The following is a 15,090-nucleotide window of genomic DNA, read 5'->3' as shown; positions in this document are numbered from 1 at the left end:
TTCTCCCTCGTTGGCCTACATGGACCTGTTCTATACGCGGGCGACGCACTATCTGCCTCGCATGACATTCGAGATCACGCTGAAGATGATGCTGGTCGCACTCGCGTTCGGCCTTCTCAGCCTCTGGCAAGTACGCCGCAAACGCAAGCCCGGAGCGCTGCCCTGGGTGCCCTGGCACGGTGTGATGTTTCTGGCGCTGCTCGCGCTCGTCGCAGGTGCGGCGCACCTGCCTGCGGTCTGGCCGCGTTAGAAGGCGATTAGTCTTCGAGCGGGCGGCAGGCGGCGATCTTCAGCTTGGCGACGATCAGCATGGTGCCGTCTGACTGCAGGAACGGGATGAATGGCCGCGCGTCGTTCAGGCATTCGAGCACGCGCTCGTCAGGCCCCACGAACATGTGGCCGGCAAGACTGGTGCCGTCTTCCAGCACGAGTTCCACCGCTGCCTTGCGCTTGGTGCGCAGACGCGATTTCACGAGTGGCGGCGTCACGGGAATGAGAGCTTCCACGGTCACAGGCAGGCCTCCAGCAGGGCCTGGTCGAAGCCGAAGGCCTTGGCTTTTTCGAACGTGTGCGGGCGCAGGCCCATCGAACGGTATTCGCCGATGATGCGGCCGTCCTCGGCCTCGTCGAGATATTCGAACTTGAACAGTTCCTGCGTCACGATCACCGGGCCTTCCATGCCCACGACTTCGGTGATGTTCGTCACGCGGCGCGAACCGTCGCGCAGGCGTTTCACCTGCACGATCATGTCCACCGAATCGGCGATCTGACGGCTGATGGCTTCCTTCGGAATCTTGATGTCGCCCATCATCACCATGTTCTCCATACGCGCGAGACATTCGCGCGGGGAGTTGGAGTGGAGCGTCGCCATCGATCCGTCGTGGCCGGTGTTCATCGCGGCGAGGAGGTCGAAACACTCCTGCCCGCGAATTTCGCCGAGGATGATGCGATCCGGGCGCATACGCAGCGCGTTGATGACGAGATCGCGAATGGTGATCGCGCCCTTGCCTTCAAGGTTCGCGGGGCGCGTTTCGAGCGTCAGCACGTGCGGCTGCTGGAGCTGAAGCTCGGCCGCGTCCTCGATGGTGATGACGCGCTCGCCGGGGTCGATCATCTTCGACATGGCATTGAGCATCGTCGTTTTGCCCGAGCCCGTACCGCCCGAGATGACGACGTTGAAGCGGCAGGCGCCTGCGATCTTCAGCGCCGTCGCCATCTTCTCCGACATCGAATCGCCCTTTTGCATCATGTCGATGGTGATGGGCTTGGCGGAGAATTTACGAATGGAGATGGCGGTGCCGCGCAAGCTGAGCGGCGGCACGATCACGTTGACGCGGCTGCCATCGGGCAGGCGGGCGTCGGCGAGCGGTGTCGTCTGGTCGATGCGGCGACCGACTCGGTTCACGATGCGCTGCGCGATCTGGAACAGATGCTCCTCGTCGCGGAACACGATGCTGGCGAGTTCGAGCTTGCCCTTGCGCTCGATGAACGTCTGCGCGGGTCCGTTGACCATGATATCGGACACGGCCGGGTCGGCGAGCAGCACTTCGAGCGGCCCGAGCCCCAGCAGTTCGTCGACCAGCACCTTTTCAAGCGCGATCTGCTCGCGGCGGTTGAGCGTCAGTTTCAGCTCGGCGAGCACTTCGCCGATGATCGGACGAAACTCCTCGCTGAGCTCGTCCTTGGAAAGCGATGCGGCGGCTTCCGGATCGACGCGTTCCAGAAGGCGCGGGAGCACCTGCTCCTTGATCTTGTGGATCGAGGCTTCGAAGCCTTCCTGTTGCGAATTTACCGAACCGGCCGCGCCGCGCTCGCGCGCGCTGAGGCGCTGCATCGCATCCTGAACGCGGTCGCCGGTGAGCTCGAGCGCGGGCTCGGCGCTTTCCGGTGCGTCTTCAACGTCGGGAAGCGGCTCCACGATCGGCGTGCTGCGCGATCCGCGCATGGGCGCCGCGTTGCCAAAGCCCCGACGCGGCGCGCTCAGTGCCGCTCCAATTCCAGCTTTTTTGCCGAATGCGCTCATCATGATCCCCTCGGCCGAAACCGTCGGCCGCTGAGGGAAACTAGCGCGGCAAGCTTAGCAAACTCCTAACTATACCGACTTTTTCGGAACGAAAGGCGCAGTGATTTCCGCCGTGACGCGCATCGGACGGCGGCTTTCGCGGTCGAGCAGTGCCCATGTCGTGAGCGCGCGCACCCGCACCTTGCCGTCCGGGCCGGTGACTTCGACAAAGCGGTCGTAGCGGGCGCCCTTGGGCGCGTCGCCCACCCATGTCCGGAGCGTCAGCGTCTCGCCGAGGTGGCTCGGTGCGCGGTAATCGATCTCGTGGCGGACGACGACCCACACGACGTTTTCGGAAAGCTCGGCGGGCGCGACGGAATACCAATGCGCGACCGCGATATCCTGAATCCAGCGCACGTAGACGGCGTTGTTCACATGGCCGAGCTCGTCGATATCCTCCGGCGCCGGGGTCTTCTGCTGCGTGAAGACGGAAACCTGCGCATCCTCGCTCATCGGCCGATCTGACCGATCAGGAACGCATATTCCTCGGCGTCTTCCTCCAGCGAGACATAGCGCCCCGATTTGCCGCCGTGGCCCGCGCCCATGTTGGTCTTGAGGAGGAGGACGTTGTCGTCGGTCTTGGCGGCGCGCAGCTTCGCCGCCCACTTGGCGGGCTCCCAATAGGTGACGCGCGGATCGTTGAGGCCGCCGGTGATGAGGAGGGCGGGATAGGCCTGCGCCTTTACGTTGTCGTAGGGGCTGTAGCTGCGGATGAGATCGAACGCGGCCTTGTCCGCGATGGGATTGCCCCATTCGGGCCATTCGCCGGGGGTGAGCGGCAGCGTGTCGTCGAGCATCGTGTTCAGCACGTCGACGAACGGCACGTGCGCGGCGACCGCGCCGTAAAGCTCCGGCGCCTGATTGACGATCGCGCCCATCAGTTCGCCGCCCGCCGATCCGCCGGACGCCGTGACGCGGCCGGGCGACGCGAAGCCCTGATCGATCAGGAAGCGCGTGACATCGACGAAGTCGTTGAAGGTGTTGGCGCGCTTCTGGAGCTTGCCGTCCAGATACCACTGGTAGCCGAGATCGTCACCGCCGCGGATGTGCGCGATGGCGTAGGCAAAGCCGCGATCGAGCAGCGACAGGCGGTTCGCCGAGAAGCCCGGCGGGAAGGCGAAGCCGTAGGCGCCGTAGGCATAGACGTGCAGCGGCCCACGCCCGTCCTTCACGAAATCGCGGCGATAGACGACGGAAACGGGAACCAGCGTGCCGTCGCGCGCGGGTGCCATCAGCCGCTCGGTCGCGTATTGCGAAGGGTCGTAGCCGCTCGGAATCTCGCGGACTTTCAGGGTTTCCAGGCGGTCGTCGGCGAGGTGGTAGTCGTAAACCGTGTTGGGGGTGACCATCGACTGGTAGTCGATGCGCAGCCGCTCGGCGCGGTACTCCGGGTTGGTGGAGAGGTTCGCGACGAAGCTGGCTTCGGGGAAGGCGATGTAGCGCTCGCTGCCGTCTTCATAGCTGTGCAGCCGGATCTGCGAGAGACCGTCGACGCGTTCCTCGATGGCGAGGAGGTTCTCGAAGCTGGTGACGGACTGGAGATAGTGCCGGTCACTGCCCGCGACGAGTTCGCTCCACTGGTCTGGCGCGGAAACGGGTGCGGTGACGATGCGGAAGTTCGGGTGTGTGTCGTTCACGCGGATGTAGAGCGTGCCTTCCCGCTCATCGACGTCGTATTGCCGATCGGCCTTGCGCGGCGACACGAGCACCGGCGCGCCCGCGAAATCGTCCGTCGGCAACAGGCGGACTTCGCTCGTCGCGTGGTCGCCGGTTTGGAGCACGGCGTATTTGCGCGATTGCGTGCGGCCGATCTGGACACCGAACTCCTCGGCCTCTTCGGTGTAGACGGCGCGGTCGATGGACTGCGCGTCGCCGAGACGGTGGTGCCAGATCACCTTGGAGCGCCAGTTCTCGTCGGCATCCGTGTAGAGGAAGCTCTGCGAATCAGCGCCCCAGACGAGGCCATAGCGCCAGTTCTCGATCACGTCGGGCAGCTCGGCGCCGGTTTCGAGATCGCGCACGCGCAGCACGTAGCGTTCGGAGCCGTTCGTATCGACCGCATAGGCGAGCAGGCGTCCGTTCGGGCTGACGGCGAGGCCGCCGAGCCGGAAATAGGCGTGGCCTTCGGCGAGCTTCGGCTCGGCGAGGATCACGGTGTCGCTGCCTCCGGCGACCGGCCTGCGATACCATGTGCGGTACTCCGCGCCCGCATCGAAGGCGTACCAGTAGAGGAAGTCGCCATCGCGCTGCGGGACGCTCGCATCGTCGTCCTTCACGCGGCCCTTCATCTCATTGAAGATCGTTTCGATCAGGCCCTTCTGCGGGGCCATCACCGCCTCGAAATAGGCGTTCTCGGCATTGAGGTAGGCGAGGACGTCGGTATCGGTCACCTCGGGATAGCCCGGATCACGAAGCCACGCATACGGGTCTTCGACCGTGATGCCGTGGTGCGTGAAACTGTGCGGCCTCAGGGCAGCAACGGGCGGCTTCGAAATCTCGGTCATGGCACTCCGGTCGATCTGGGCCGCGGGCGGCCGCAGGGAAGGTCCGGTGTGTTTGCGCGAGCGGCAGCGCCGCGGTCAACCGTTCAGGAGGCCTGCGCGACCTTGTCTTCATCCGTGTTCGGCACACCGGGGTTCGACGGGGTCACCAGCCCGGCGTGCATGTCGATGTGCTCGGGGCGGCCGATCAGGAAGCCCTGGACCTGATCGCAGCCTTCGCGGCGCAGGAATTCGAGCTGCGTTTCGGTCTCGACACCTTCGGCGGTGATCGGCACGCCGAGGCTGTGGCCAAGGCTGACGATGGCGCGGACGATCTTTTCGGCCTGCGGTGAACGGCTGATCTCGTCGACGAAGCTACGGTCGATCTTGATGCGGTCGAACGGGAAGGCGTTCAGCGTCGAAAGCGACGAATAGCCGGTGCCGAAGTCGTCCATCGCGATGCGGACGCCGAGCGCCTTCAGGCGGCGCAGGTTCGAAAGCGCGCGCGCCTGATCGAGGAACAGCGCCGATTCGGTGATCTCGATTTCAAGCCGTGCCGGCGAAAGCCCACTGTTGACGAGGATTTCATGCACGCGGCTGACGAGCGAATTGTCCTGCAGATGCAATGCCGAGAGGTTCACAGCCACGCGGAACGGGCGTTCCCACTTCGCGGCTTCGAAACACGCCTGCTTCAGAACCCAGTTGCCGAGCGCGATGATGAGGCCGTTCTCCTCGGCGACGAGGATGAAATCGTCGGGCTGCAGCAGCCCGCGCACCGGATGCTGCCAGCGCACGAGCGCCTCGAAGCCGACGATCCGGCCATCCGCCATCGCGGCGAGCGGCTGGTAGCTGAGCCGCAGTTCGCCCGCATCGATCCCCTTCTTGAGATCGCGCGCGAGGCGGCGGCGGTCGCGGATCGCCTCGTCCATGTCGCGGCTGAAGAAGCAGGCGGCGTTACGCCCGCCGCGCTTCGCCCGGTAGAGCGCCATGTCGGCGAAGGCGACGAGGTCGGAGGCGTTGCCCGCATCCGCCGGATACAGGCTGATGCCGACGCTGCCGGAAATCTCGACCTTGTGCTCCTCGTACGGCACCGGCTCCAGCAGCTTCTCGAGCAGGCTGTGCGCGCACTGCGCCGCTTCGGTCGGCTGTGTGCCGCCGTAGAGCGCGATGACGAACTCGTCGCCACCGATGCGTCCCAGAAGGCTCGATCCCTTGGCCATGCCGCGCAGGCGGTTGGCGACCTCTGTGATCACGAGATCGCCGGCACGGTGGCCGTGGACGTCGTTGATATGCTTGAAGAGATCGAGATCCATGAACAGCAGCGCGACCGGCTCGCCCTCCTGCGCGGCGCGCTCCAGCAGCGCGTCGAGGCGCGCCATGAACGCATTGCGGTTGAGAAGGCGCGTGGCGCTGTCGTGCTGCGCGAGGTAGCGGATTTCCTCCTCCGCCTTGCGCTGTGCGCGAAGGTCGCGGATCGCGTAGACCGCCTCGGCCTTGTCGTCGGAGAGGCTGCGCGTGCGGACCTCGACCGGGATCGCCTCGCCGTGGTCGAAGGGGCTGAGCAGCGCATCTTCGTTACCGGTCTGGCTGTAGCCGCGTTCGAGGAGGTTCCTGTCGACCGCGCGGCCGACGACATCGTCGTGATCGGCGCGGACGAGGTTGAGAAAGCTGGTGTTCGCGTCGACGATCTTGCCGTGCGCGGTGATCACGATGCCCTCGAAGGCGCCGTTCGCAAGCCGCCGCAGGCGCTCGACCGCGCGCTCAGCACCCTTGGCGTCGACAAGCGCCGCGCCGAGGCCGGTGGCGATGACGATCAGCGTGACGGCGGCAATGGCGCCCGCGATGGCGAACTCCGAGATGATGAGGCCGCCCGTTTCGCCCTTGCCCGGAACGATGTTGAGCGCGGCCATGGCGATGAAATGGAAGGCCGAAACCGCAAGGCCGAGGACGATGCCGCCGATGGCTTGGCGCCGCACTGTGCGCGCCGGGCCGGTAATCGCGAAGCCAGCGCCCGCGAGCAGCGCGCAGGCGACGAAGGCGACGGCCACGAGATCGCGATCGACGTTGAACACGCCGTCGACGCGGAAGTCCTTGAGGCTGGAGAAGTGCATTACCGTGACCGCGAAGGTCAGGATGATGCCGCCGAAGGCCGGACGTACCCAGCCGTCGAGGTTCGCGGCGGCGTAAAAGGCCGCGATCGCCATCGGCAGCACGAGAATCAGCGAGGTGAGCAGCCCGACCGGACCGTGCCCGGTCGGCACGCCCGGATGATAGGCCAGCATCGCAAGGAAATGCATCGCCCACGCGCCGAAACCGGCGGAGATGCCGGCAAGGAGCAGCCAGGTCGGGCGGGCCTCGCCGCGCGCCACGAAGCCGCGGGAAAAAAGCCGCACGGCCGTGAGCATCGACATCACGCAAATGATGACGGCAAGCGCCGTGAAATTCGGGTCGAACTGGCCGCCCAGCGCCAGTATGCGGTCCATCATTGCGATTGTTCCAGTCTCGATCTCGCGCCATATTGGCACGCGAAATTTAACAAAGCCTTGGCGCTGCGGCTGAGAAGCGGCCGCACGGACCGCCTTTTGAGGAGTTTTCGATGTCGACTTACCGCGACCGGCTGGCTGCGCTGCGCCGCACGCTGGCGGAAAACCGCTACGACGGCTTCGTCGTGCCGCTCACCGACGAGCATATGAGCGAATATGTCGGCAGCTACGCGCAGCGGCTGGCATGGCTCACGGGTTTCGAGGGCTCTGCGGGGTCCGCGGTGGTGCTCAGCGGCGAGGCAGGCATCTTCGTCGACGGACGCTACACGCTGCAGGTCCGCGATCAGGTGGATGGCACGCTCTACCAGTACCTTGGCGTGCCCAAGGTGCAGATCGCCGACTGGCTGGAGGAGAAGGTCGGGCCGGGGCAGCGCATCGCCTTCGATCCGTGGCTGCACACGCGCGGCTGGGCGGAGGCGACGGGCAAGCGGCTCGCGGCGAAGGGCGCCGAACTCGTGCCGGTGCCGGACAACCCCGTCGACCGCGTCTGGACCGACCGCCCCGCCCCCTCCACCGAGCGCTTCGAGGTGCATGGCGAGGAACTGGCGGGGCAGGCATCTGCGGAAAAGCGCGCCGACATTGCGCGATGGCTCGGCGAGAAGAAGGCGGACTGCGTGGTGATCGCCGCGCTCGATTCGATCGCCTGGCTGTTCAACGTGCGCGGTCGTGACGTCTCCCGCACACCCGTGGCGCTGGCCTTCGCGATCGTTTCGGCGGACGGCAAGGCGCAGCTGTTCACCGCGCCCGCGAAGATCACCCCCGAAGTCACCGCGCATCTGGGGCCGGATGTCGCGCTCCAGCCCCCGGAGGCGTTCGTGGAGGCGCTTACGGCGCTCGGCAAGGCGGGCAAGACCGTCGCGGCCGACCCGGCAACGTGTGTGGCCGCGATCTTCCAGGCGTTGGAGGCCGGGGGTGCGCGCATCGTCGAGGCCCGCGACCCCTGCATCCTTGCAAAGGCGATCAAGAACCCGGTCGAGATCGCAGGCACGAAGGCCGCGCACGTGCGCGACGGCGCGGCACTCTCCCGTTTCCTCGATTGGTTCGACCGCGAGGCGCCGAAAGGCACGCTCGACGAGATCACCGTCGCGGCGAAGCTGGAGGATTTCCGCCGCGAATCCAACCTGCTGAAGGATCTGTCGTTCGACACGATCTCGGGGGCGGGGCCGAACGGCGCGATCGTCCACTACCGCGTCTCGCCGGAGACGAACCGCAAGGTCGAGCAGGACAGCATCTTCCTGCTCGATTCGGGGGGGCAGTACCTCGACGGCACCACCGACGTGACGCGCACGATGATCGTCGGCACGCCGACGGCGGAGATGAAGGACCGCTTCACGCGTGTGCTCAAGGGCCATATCGCGCTCGCCACGGCGCGCTTCCCGGTCGGCACGCGCGGCAGCCAGCTCGATGTGCTGGCGCGCCAGTTCCTCTGGCAGGCAGGGCTCGACTACGCGCACGGCACCGGCCACGGCGTCGGCAGCTTCCTCTCGGTACACGAAGGCCCGCAGCGCATCGCCACCTTCGGCGGCGGCGACGAGCCGCTTGCGGCGGGCATGATCCTCTCGGACGAGCCCGGCTACTACAAGACCGGCGAATACGGCATCCGCATCGAAAACCTCGTGCTGGTCGTCCCTGTCGAGGTGGAAGGCGCCGAGCAAACCATGCTCGGCTTCGAAACGCTGACGCTGGCACCGATCGACCTCCGCCTCATCGACGCAACACTGCTCAGCGATACGGAGCGGGCCTGGCTAAACGCCTATCACGCCCGCGTCCGCGAGACGCTGACGCCCATGGTTCCCGAGGACGTGCGCGGCTGGCTCGCCGAAGCGACACACGCGATCTAGGTTGGGTCCGGCTCCCGCTCCTGCGCGACACAGCCGGTCACCTGTTCCGGTGCTGCCCGGGAGGCCGCCTTCCGGCGATGCAGATTCTGCCGCAGCGCCGCGGCGAGGCGGGCTTTGCGGTCGTCGGCGGGCGTGCTGGTCATCGGCCAGTGTCTACCGGGTTTCATGCACTTTCGCCAAGCACCTTGCTTGACAAGGCGCCGCCTGCTCGCCCATAGGACGCCGCCCGCATGAATGGCAGGCTGCCGTAGCTCAGTGGTAGAGCGCATCCTTGGTAAGGCTGAGGTCGAGAGTTCAATCCTCTCCGGCAGCACCATTCAGTCTTAGACTCCTTGTTCTGAGAGCGGGTTCCGCTCTGAGCCTGAGAGAATCCCACGTTTCCGCGCCATTTTTGAGGCCGACTTCGCGATTTGAGGACAGAGACGCTGACGAGCGGCGGCGATCATCGTCACTTCTCGCACATTATCTCTGTTGGACAGATTGGTGTCCTGAGATGGTACTGGCGCGGCTCAGCGGAAGCCGAGCATGCGGCGCTGCTCACCCCACGCGAGCGGCAGGTCTGCGATGCGCAGCAGGGTTCGGGCGGTAAGCCGACCGGCTGCTGCCGCCCGATGATAGCCGACACGATGTCCGGCGCGAGAAAGCGCAGCCGGGCAAGGCGGGTGAGGTGACTGTGCCGCGTCGCACCGGCGATGCGCTCGCCGGTGCCGTTTTGATTTTACTGCTTCGATGCAGGCTTTCACGCTGCAATGGTACGCCTTCGCAAGCTTCCGGCTTCCACATGTAGATACGGTGATAGCTCTGCAGCCTGACCATATCTTCGAATGATGGCGATGGGGCCAGAGGCCCGTATGTATCGAGGCAAATGAAAAATGAGGCACCGAACCAGCCTTCTCGGTTAGGCTTCGAATGGCGCTAAGTTGGCGGGAGCTGTTGTTGCTAGGGAGATGCTAACCACAACAATGTAATGAGTCGAAAATCTGTCAGACAAATGTTGTGCGCAGATAGATAATGCGTTTAGACTTTGCCAATGACCTTACCCCCTATTGTCCTGATTCACGGAGCCTGGTTAGGCGGCTGGTGCTGGTATCCGCTGCAAGCTGAACTCCTGGAGCTCGGTTTCGAAACTCATGCCCTCACCCTGACGGGACTCGCCGAGCGCGTGCATCTGGGTACGGAAAGGACGGGCCTTTCCACACATGTCACTGACGTTCTGGAGACTCTGACGTTTCTGGATAGCGACGGTATCGCGCTCGTCGGCCATAGTTATGGAGCGGTGGTCGCGGCCGAAGTCGCTGCCGCGAGGCCCGACCTTGTTCGCCATCTGATCGTCCTTGACGGTTTCACGCTTCGGCACGGCCAATCGCTCTTCGGTAAGCATCCGGAGCTTCGTGATGTCTTCTCGCCGTTGATCGGCGAAGGATTCATCCAGCCGCCGAGCGCGGCATTTTTGGGGCTCCCTGAAACGGCGGATACGCAGAAGGTCGTGGAGCGACTGCGCCCGATGCCGCTGAGAGGATTCGCGGATGCGGCACAATTTGATGCGCCTGTGCACTGCAGTCGCGACTATGTGCGTTTCACGGGGTTTCCGTTCTTCGGCACAACGGCGGCGGAGGTTGAGGCCGAAGGGTGGGGCGTGAGCGAGATCGAGGCCGGGCATATGGCGATCATGACTCATGCCGGCGCGGTTGCAGCGCGCCTACATGAAATTCTCCGACGCTGATCGGCGATAACCGGGCGCCCGACCCTTGATCGAGCGCCCGGTCTCCTCAGAAGCTGTAGGTCAGTTCGATTCCATATGTGGCGCCCACGGCGGGATAGTAGACGTCGATGCCGAGCGGATGGCCGGAGTTGGTGAAGGGCTGGTACTCTCCCGTCACCTTTTCCGAGAGCGCGTTCTTTATCCAGCCGGCGATGGTCCAGCGTCCGTTGGCATCGCTGAGGCCCGTGCGCAGGTTGACGAGGTTCGCCGATGGGCGGCGGTAGTCGTTCTCCAGATCCCAGTAGAAACCACTCGTGTGGCGAAATTCCGGGCGTACGTAGAAGTTCAGATCATCAGCAACGGGCAGGTCGATGTCGAGGCCGACGTTGGCGGTGTAGCGTGAAATACGCGGGGGACGGTTGCCGATATAGTCGGCTGTCGAGCCGCCGAAGCCGGGCGGTGGTGTGAAGCCGCGTATCTTCGGGTCCGCATAACCAAGGCTTGCACTGAGCGTGAAGCCTGGCGTCAACCGGAAGGCGCCCGCGACTTCGAAGCCTTCGATGCGTGTTTTATCGATGTTGATACCGACATTGGTCGCGCCGACCGCATCGAACAGCTTGAACTGTCCATTATCAAGGTCGGTTCGGAAAACGGCAGCATCGAGCATCGCGCGTCCATCGAACAGGCGCCCCTTGGTGCCGATTTCATAGTTGATTGCGGTTTCGGCGGCGATCACCGGATCGCCGAAGCTCGATCCGCTGGCGTTGAAATCGCCGCTGCGGAAGCCCTTTCCTACAGAGGAGTAGAACATGAGCTCCTGCGTGGGTTTGAACGTCAGCGTACCCTTCGGCTGCCACTTCGAAAAGCCGGCGCGGCGTGTACCTCCCGCGCCCGGATGCTGGGTGAGATCATCGTCGTCATAGCGAATGGCGACGGCAGCCTCCAGATTGGGCAGGATATCGTATTCGACGTTCGCGAAACCGGACCAGGTTTCGTAGCGGTTGAGATCGTTGCTCTGGCTGATCAGGAAATCTGCCTGCGTCGGTTCCGGCGTCAGCCCGAAGTAGAACGGATCGACGAAAATATCGGCGCCGATACGCCGTTTCGAGCGCACGTGATAGCCGCCGACCAGCCAGCGCAGGGGGCCGCCGTCAGTGGATGTGAAGCGAAGCTCCTGGGAGAAGCCGCTTTCGCTCTGCTTCTGCTTCACCGCGAAGATATCGAGCGGCGAAAAGTCGAAGTCCGCCTCGACATTTTCCGAAACATGCACATAGGCTAGCGTCAGTGTCGCCGTGCCGAAGCCGGATTCGACACTGAGCTTGCCCGACAGGTCGTGGAGCGTCCTCGGGTTGCGGCCCTCACGGTTGGCATCGAGAGGGTCCGAACTCACCGAAGGGTCGCCTGAGCGACTGGTGATATATGCAGGATCGCGCCCCTTCGCGTCGGAGTAGGTATACTTGACGTCGATCTCGACGGCATCTGCAGGTGTCACGATGGCCCGTAGCCGGCCGGTCAGGTCTTTCATCTTGTCCGAATAGGCGCCGGTCGTGACGTTCTCTACCTGACCGCGCCGATCAGTGAACGAGACACCGGCCAAAACCGAAAGCAGCCCGGGAACCACGGGGCCACTTATGCTGGCTTTTGCACGCCATTCTTCGCCGCGGCCGTAGCCCGCAAGCATTCGCGCTTCAAACGTGTCACCCGGTTTGCGGCTGGTGATGTTGACAGCACCGGCAATGGCGTTCCGCCCATAAATGGCGCCCTGCGGCCCTTTCAGGACTTCAACCTGCTGCAGGTCGAATTCATCGACGTTGAACTGAAGCGGCGAGATCGTGAGCACACCATCGACCACGATCGCGGCCGGAGGCGGTGCATACTGGCTCTGGCCCTGCCCACGAATCGTGAGGAAGTTCGTGCCGAGATTGAGTGCATTGTCGAAGCTGACGTTCGGCGTGAGGTTGGCAATGTCGCCGACGCCCTGAACACCCGATTTTGCAATCTCTTCGGACGTCAGGACCGTCACCGCAATCGGCACGTCCTGAAGCGCCTCATTGCGGCGGCGGGCGCTGATGACGATCTCGTCACCGCTCGCTACGCCGTTTTCGTTGGCCGTCGTCTCGGCGTGGGCTCCGAAGCCACCCGTCAAGGCTCCAACAGCGGCAGTGCAGCAGGCTAGACGGAGCATTCCCTTTTTGCTTCGCATAAACACTCTCCCTTCATTCTTGAGATGACCCAATCTTTTGTCAGGCTGTCAGACAGATGACAGAAGGCGAATGTGTTGGCAATGATATTTCATCGCGGATCCACGCCGATGTCGCCATTGACGCAGATATTTAAATCTGTCAGACAGCCAGACCAATGGAGGCCCAAGATGCCGGATTGTGATCACTTCTTCCTTCCCGAATGGCAGGCTGCACAGCGGGAAATCGGCTTTGCGCAGGCGGTAAGCGACGGAAGGCTGCTGCATATCTCGGGCACGACCAGTCTGGATGCCGATTTCAAGCCGCTCCATGTCGGCGATTTCAATGCCCAGTTCGAGTTTGTCTACCGCCAGATTGGCCGCACACTTACCGAGTTCGGGCTGAGCTTCGCCAATGTGGTGCGGGAGATCATGTACGTGACAGACATGGATGCGCTCGCCGCTGCTATCCCCCTGCGCAAGACTTTCTACGGCAACGGCCCTTTCCCGGCCTCCACGGGCATTGAAGTCCGGCGCCTGCTGTTTCCTGAGCTTCTGGTGGAAATTCAGGTCGATGCGCTTCTGCCCGGCCAACGAAACTGATCGAAAGGCATTAAGAATGGCGACTGTCATCCAAACCGATACGGCGCAGCCGCGTAGACGCCGCCTGCTGGGCGAACATGTACCCATGGAAGGCGAGAACGGCCTGTATACGCAAAGCTGGTTCCCGATCTGCATGTCCTCGGATATCGGTGCCGGGGAGGTAAAGGGCTTTCCCTTCCTCGGTGGGCGTGTCATTACCTTCCGGGGCGCTGACGGCGCCGCTCAGGTGACCAGTGCCTATTGCCCGCACCTCGGAGCCGATATTTCCGTCGGCAAGGTTGTCGGCAACCACGTGCAGTGTCCGTATCACATGTGGGAATTCAACAGGGACGGCATTTGCCAGAAAACCGGCAGCGGCGACCCCGCGCCCCGACGAGCGTCGCTGTTCGCCTTTCCTACGCAGGAAAAGCACGGACTCATCTGGGCATTCAACGGAGAAGAACCGTGGTTCGAAATTCCGGACTGGCCCTTTTCCGACGCGGACGTCCTCACCGACACGCAGGAATTCCCGGTACCGATGAACATCGATCCCTGGATCATCTGCGCGCAGACGCCTGATATCCAGCACCTCCTGTACCTGCACAAGTTCGATCTGAAAGGCCCCAATCCCGAAGGAAACGTGGCCTGGACAGACCACAGCATGTTCTATGATATGGATGGCCTCTGGGGCGGCCGGCGCATGACGATCCGCGCCGGTATCGTGGGCACGTCGATCTTTTTCCAGACAGGCACGCTGGACGGTCGCTGGTTCGGCTTCATGACCGGTATGGGCCTCCCCACCCCGTCACAGAGCCGCATGTTTTCCGTTTTCGCGGCGGAGCGCACCGAGGATGAGGCGGAGGTTCGCGCTTTTCTGGAGGAAGCCCGCCTTCACGAAATTGCGATCGCGATGGAAGATTCGGCAATCGGTCAGACGATCCATTTCCGCGTCGGCTCACTCACACGTTCGGATGCGACTCTGGCGCGCTTCCTTGATTACATACGTCGTTTCCCGCGGGCACACCCTTCCGCCGAGTTCATCGATTAGCCGAGGAGCGTGCGATGACCGAGACTGATCCCTACAAAATCTCGACCCTTGAGGAACTGCGGCAGCACTACGATACGCCGAGCCCGTTGATCGTGAGATCGAAGTTCGATTTCATCCACGATTACATGATCCAGTATATGAAACTGGCGCCCATTGTTTGCGTGGCCTCCGAAACGGAGGCCGGGCTTGATGCGTCACCGCGCGGTGGGGAGCCCGGTTTCGTCAAGGCTTTGGATCGTCGAAGCGTGGGCTTTGCCGACTGGCCTGGCAACAACAAGATGGAAACGTTCTCCAACGTGATCGAGAACGGTCGCGTCGGCCTCCTCTTCATGGCGCCGAGGCTTGATACGTTCCTGCGTATCAACGGCGACGCCATCGTGACGCGCGACCCGGCCGTTCTCGAACGGCTGGCCGAGCAAGGCAAGGTACCGAAAGCAGCGGTAAAGGTCAGCGTGCGCGAGGCCTATTTCCACTGCGGCAAGGCCTTCCGCCGCTCGCATCTTTGGAAACCGGAAAATTGGCCCGATGTTAGCGGCTTCCCGACCGTCGGCAAGGTTCTCGCCGACATGGCGAAGATCACCGAACTCAGTGTCGATCAGCTCAATGCCTTCTACGAACACGGCCTGACGCACGAGCTATACTGAGCGGACTTC

Annotated in this window: 13 protein-coding genes and 1 tRNA gene; 7 read left to right on the top strand and 7 right to left on the bottom strand. The window is 63.5% G+C overall.

All coding sequences use genetic code 11. The annotated features are described in order from the left end of the window. Positions 1 to 10: 10 nt before the first annotated feature. On the top strand, positions 11 to 250 hold the full coding sequence (locus ACE3TJ_RS09125) for a hypothetical protein (RefSeq protein ID WP_374595793.1): 240 nt from the start codon (positions 11 to 13) through the stop codon (positions 248 to 250). A 7-nt stretch (positions 251 to 257) separates the two neighbouring features. Here ACE3TJ_RS09125 and ACE3TJ_RS09120 read toward each other — a convergent pair whose 3' ends face one another. The 5 genes from ACE3TJ_RS09120 to ACE3TJ_RS09100 all read right to left on the bottom strand — a co-directional run bounded on the left by ACE3TJ_RS09120 (position 258) and on the right by ACE3TJ_RS09100 (position 7,028). Then, positions 258 to 512 carry a hypothetical protein gene (locus ACE3TJ_RS09120; RefSeq protein ID WP_034910431.1) on the bottom strand — a complete coding sequence of 85 codons (255 nt, stop codon included), beginning with the start codon at positions 510 to 512 and terminating at the stop codon, positions 258 to 260. Then, positions 509 to 2,023: a CpaF family protein gene (locus tag ACE3TJ_RS09115; RefSeq protein WP_374595792.1), complete on the bottom strand. Its 1,515-nt coding sequence runs from the start codon at positions 2,021 to 2,023 to the stop codon at positions 509 to 511. The genes ACE3TJ_RS09120 and ACE3TJ_RS09115 overlap by 4 nt, the downstream gene beginning before the upstream one ends. A 69-nt stretch (positions 2,024 to 2,092) precedes the next feature. Further along, positions 2,093 to 2,515 (bottom strand): acyl-CoA thioesterase, encoded by a 423-nt coding sequence (locus ACE3TJ_RS09110; RefSeq protein WP_374595791.1) that lies wholly within the window; start codon positions 2,513 to 2,515, stop codon positions 2,093 to 2,095. After that, on the bottom strand, positions 2,512 to 4,566 hold the full coding sequence (locus ACE3TJ_RS09105; RefSeq protein WP_374595790.1) for a S9 family peptidase: 2,055 nt from the start codon (positions 4,564 to 4,566) through the stop codon (positions 2,512 to 2,514). Before ACE3TJ_RS09105 ends, ACE3TJ_RS09110 begins: the two co-directional genes overlap by 4 nt. Before the next feature lie 83 nt (positions 4,567 to 4,649). Then, complete coding sequence (locus ACE3TJ_RS09100; protein WP_374595789.1) at positions 4,650 to 7,028, bottom strand: EAL domain-containing protein; 2,379 nt, start codon at positions 7,026 to 7,028, stop codon at positions 4,650 to 4,652. Between the two features lie 110 nt (positions 7,029 to 7,138). On the opposite strand from ACE3TJ_RS09100, the gene ACE3TJ_RS09095 reads away from it, so the two are divergent. Beyond that, positions 7,139 to 8,926 carry an aminopeptidase P family protein gene (locus ACE3TJ_RS09095; protein ID WP_374595788.1) on the top strand — a complete coding sequence of 596 codons (1,788 nt, stop codon included), beginning with the start codon at positions 7,139 to 7,141 and terminating at the stop codon, positions 8,924 to 8,926. On the opposite strand, the gene ACE3TJ_RS09090 is transcribed toward ACE3TJ_RS09095, so the two are convergent. Then, positions 8,923 to 9,093: a hypothetical protein gene (locus ACE3TJ_RS09090; protein WP_374595787.1), complete on the bottom strand. Its 171-nt coding sequence runs from the start codon at positions 9,091 to 9,093 to the stop codon at positions 8,923 to 8,925. The two genes, ACE3TJ_RS09095 and ACE3TJ_RS09090, sit on opposite strands and share 4 nt — an antisense overlap. Before the next feature lie 74 nt (positions 9,094 to 9,167). On the opposite strand from ACE3TJ_RS09090, the gene ACE3TJ_RS09085 reads away from it, so the two are divergent. Together ACE3TJ_RS09085 and ACE3TJ_RS09080 are read left to right on the top strand one after the other, a co-directional pair. Beyond that, positions 9,168 to 9,242, top strand: a tRNA-Thr gene (locus ACE3TJ_RS09085). Between the two features lie 714 nt (positions 9,243 to 9,956). Beyond that, positions 9,957 to 10,649: an alpha/beta fold hydrolase gene (locus ACE3TJ_RS09080; protein WP_374599362.1), complete on the top strand. Its 693-nt coding sequence runs from the start codon at positions 9,957 to 9,959 to the stop codon at positions 10,647 to 10,649. A gap of 46 nt (positions 10,650 to 10,695) precedes the next feature. Here the strand turns inward: ACE3TJ_RS09080 and ACE3TJ_RS09075 are convergent, their stop codons facing one another. Further along, positions 10,696 to 12,831 carry a TonB-dependent receptor gene (locus ACE3TJ_RS09075; RefSeq protein WP_374595786.1) on the bottom strand — a complete coding sequence of 712 codons (2,136 nt, stop codon included), beginning with the start codon at positions 12,829 to 12,831 and terminating at the stop codon, positions 10,696 to 10,698. Between the two features lie 81 nt (positions 12,832 to 12,912). Between ACE3TJ_RS09075 and ACE3TJ_RS09070 the strand changes: the two genes are divergently transcribed. Genes ACE3TJ_RS09070 through ACE3TJ_RS09060 form a run of 3 tightly spaced genes read left to right on the top strand, consistent with a single transcriptional unit; the run spans position 12,913 to position 15,081 of the window. Next, complete coding sequence (locus ACE3TJ_RS09070; protein ID WP_374599360.1) at positions 12,913 to 13,410, top strand: RidA family protein; 498 nt, start codon at positions 12,913 to 12,915, stop codon at positions 13,408 to 13,410. 16 nt (positions 13,411 to 13,426) lie between these two features. Next, complete coding sequence (locus tag ACE3TJ_RS09065) at positions 13,427 to 14,437, top strand: Rieske 2Fe-2S domain-containing protein (protein ID WP_374595785.1); 1,011 nt, start codon at positions 13,427 to 13,429, stop codon at positions 14,435 to 14,437. Positions 14,438 to 14,451: 14 nt separating this feature from the next. Then, complete coding sequence (locus ACE3TJ_RS09060; protein WP_374595784.1) at positions 14,452 to 15,081, top strand: MSMEG_1061 family FMN-dependent PPOX-type flavoprotein; 630 nt, start codon at positions 14,452 to 14,454, stop codon at positions 15,079 to 15,081. The last annotated feature ends 9 nt before the right edge of the window (positions 15,082 to 15,090 follow it).

This window comes from Sphingosinicella sp., assembly GCF_041916975.1.
In the GTDB taxonomy this organism is placed as follows: Bacteria; Pseudomonadota; Alphaproteobacteria; order Sphingomonadales; family Sphingomonadaceae; genus Sphingosinicella.
The sequence above is the reverse complement of the archived record's forward strand: the minus strand, read 5'-3'. Positions and strand labels throughout refer to the sequence as shown.

What these genes read in the sequence shown, in the direction of transcription:
- ACE3TJ_RS09115 (WP_374595792.1), bottom strand. Translation starts at nt 2,023, where the DNA reads ATGAGCGCATTCGGCAAAAAAGCTGGAATTGGAGCGGCACTGAGCGCG.
- ACE3TJ_RS09110 (WP_374595791.1), bottom strand. Translation starts at nt 2,515, where the DNA reads ATGAGCGAGGATGCGCAGGTTTCCGTCTTCACGCAGCAGAAGACCCCG.
- ACE3TJ_RS09105 (WP_374595790.1), bottom strand. Translation starts at nt 4,566, where the DNA reads ATGACCGAGATTTCGAAGCCGCCCGTTGCTGCCCTGAGGCCGCACAGT.
- ACE3TJ_RS09100 (WP_374595789.1), bottom strand. Translation starts at nt 7,028, where the DNA reads ATGATGGACCGCATACTGGCGCTGGGCGGCCAGTTCGACCCGAATTTC.
- ACE3TJ_RS09095 (WP_374595788.1), top strand. Translation starts at nt 7,139, where the DNA reads ATGTCGACTTACCGCGACCGGCTGGCTGCGCTGCGCCGCACGCTGGCG.
- ACE3TJ_RS09090 (WP_374595787.1), bottom strand. Translation starts at nt 9,093, where the DNA reads ATGAAACCCGGTAGACACTGGCCGATGACCAGCACGCCCGCCGACGAC.
- ACE3TJ_RS09080 (WP_374599362.1), top strand. Translation starts at nt 9,957, where the DNA reads ATGACCTTACCCCCTATTGTCCTGATTCACGGAGCCTGGTTAGGCGGC.
- ACE3TJ_RS09075 (WP_374595786.1), bottom strand. Translation starts at nt 12,831, where the DNA reads ATGCGAAGCAAAAAGGGAATGCTCCGTCTAGCCTGCTGCACTGCCGCT.
- ACE3TJ_RS09070 (WP_374599360.1), top strand. Translation starts at nt 12,913, where the DNA reads ATGATATTTCATCGCGGATCCACGCCGATGTCGCCATTGACGCAGATA.
- ACE3TJ_RS09065 (WP_374595785.1), top strand. Translation starts at nt 13,427, where the DNA reads ATGGCGACTGTCATCCAAACCGATACGGCGCAGCCGCGTAGACGCCGC.
- ACE3TJ_RS09060 (WP_374595784.1), top strand. Translation starts at nt 14,452, where the DNA reads ATGACCGAGACTGATCCCTACAAAATCTCGACCCTTGAGGAACTGCGG.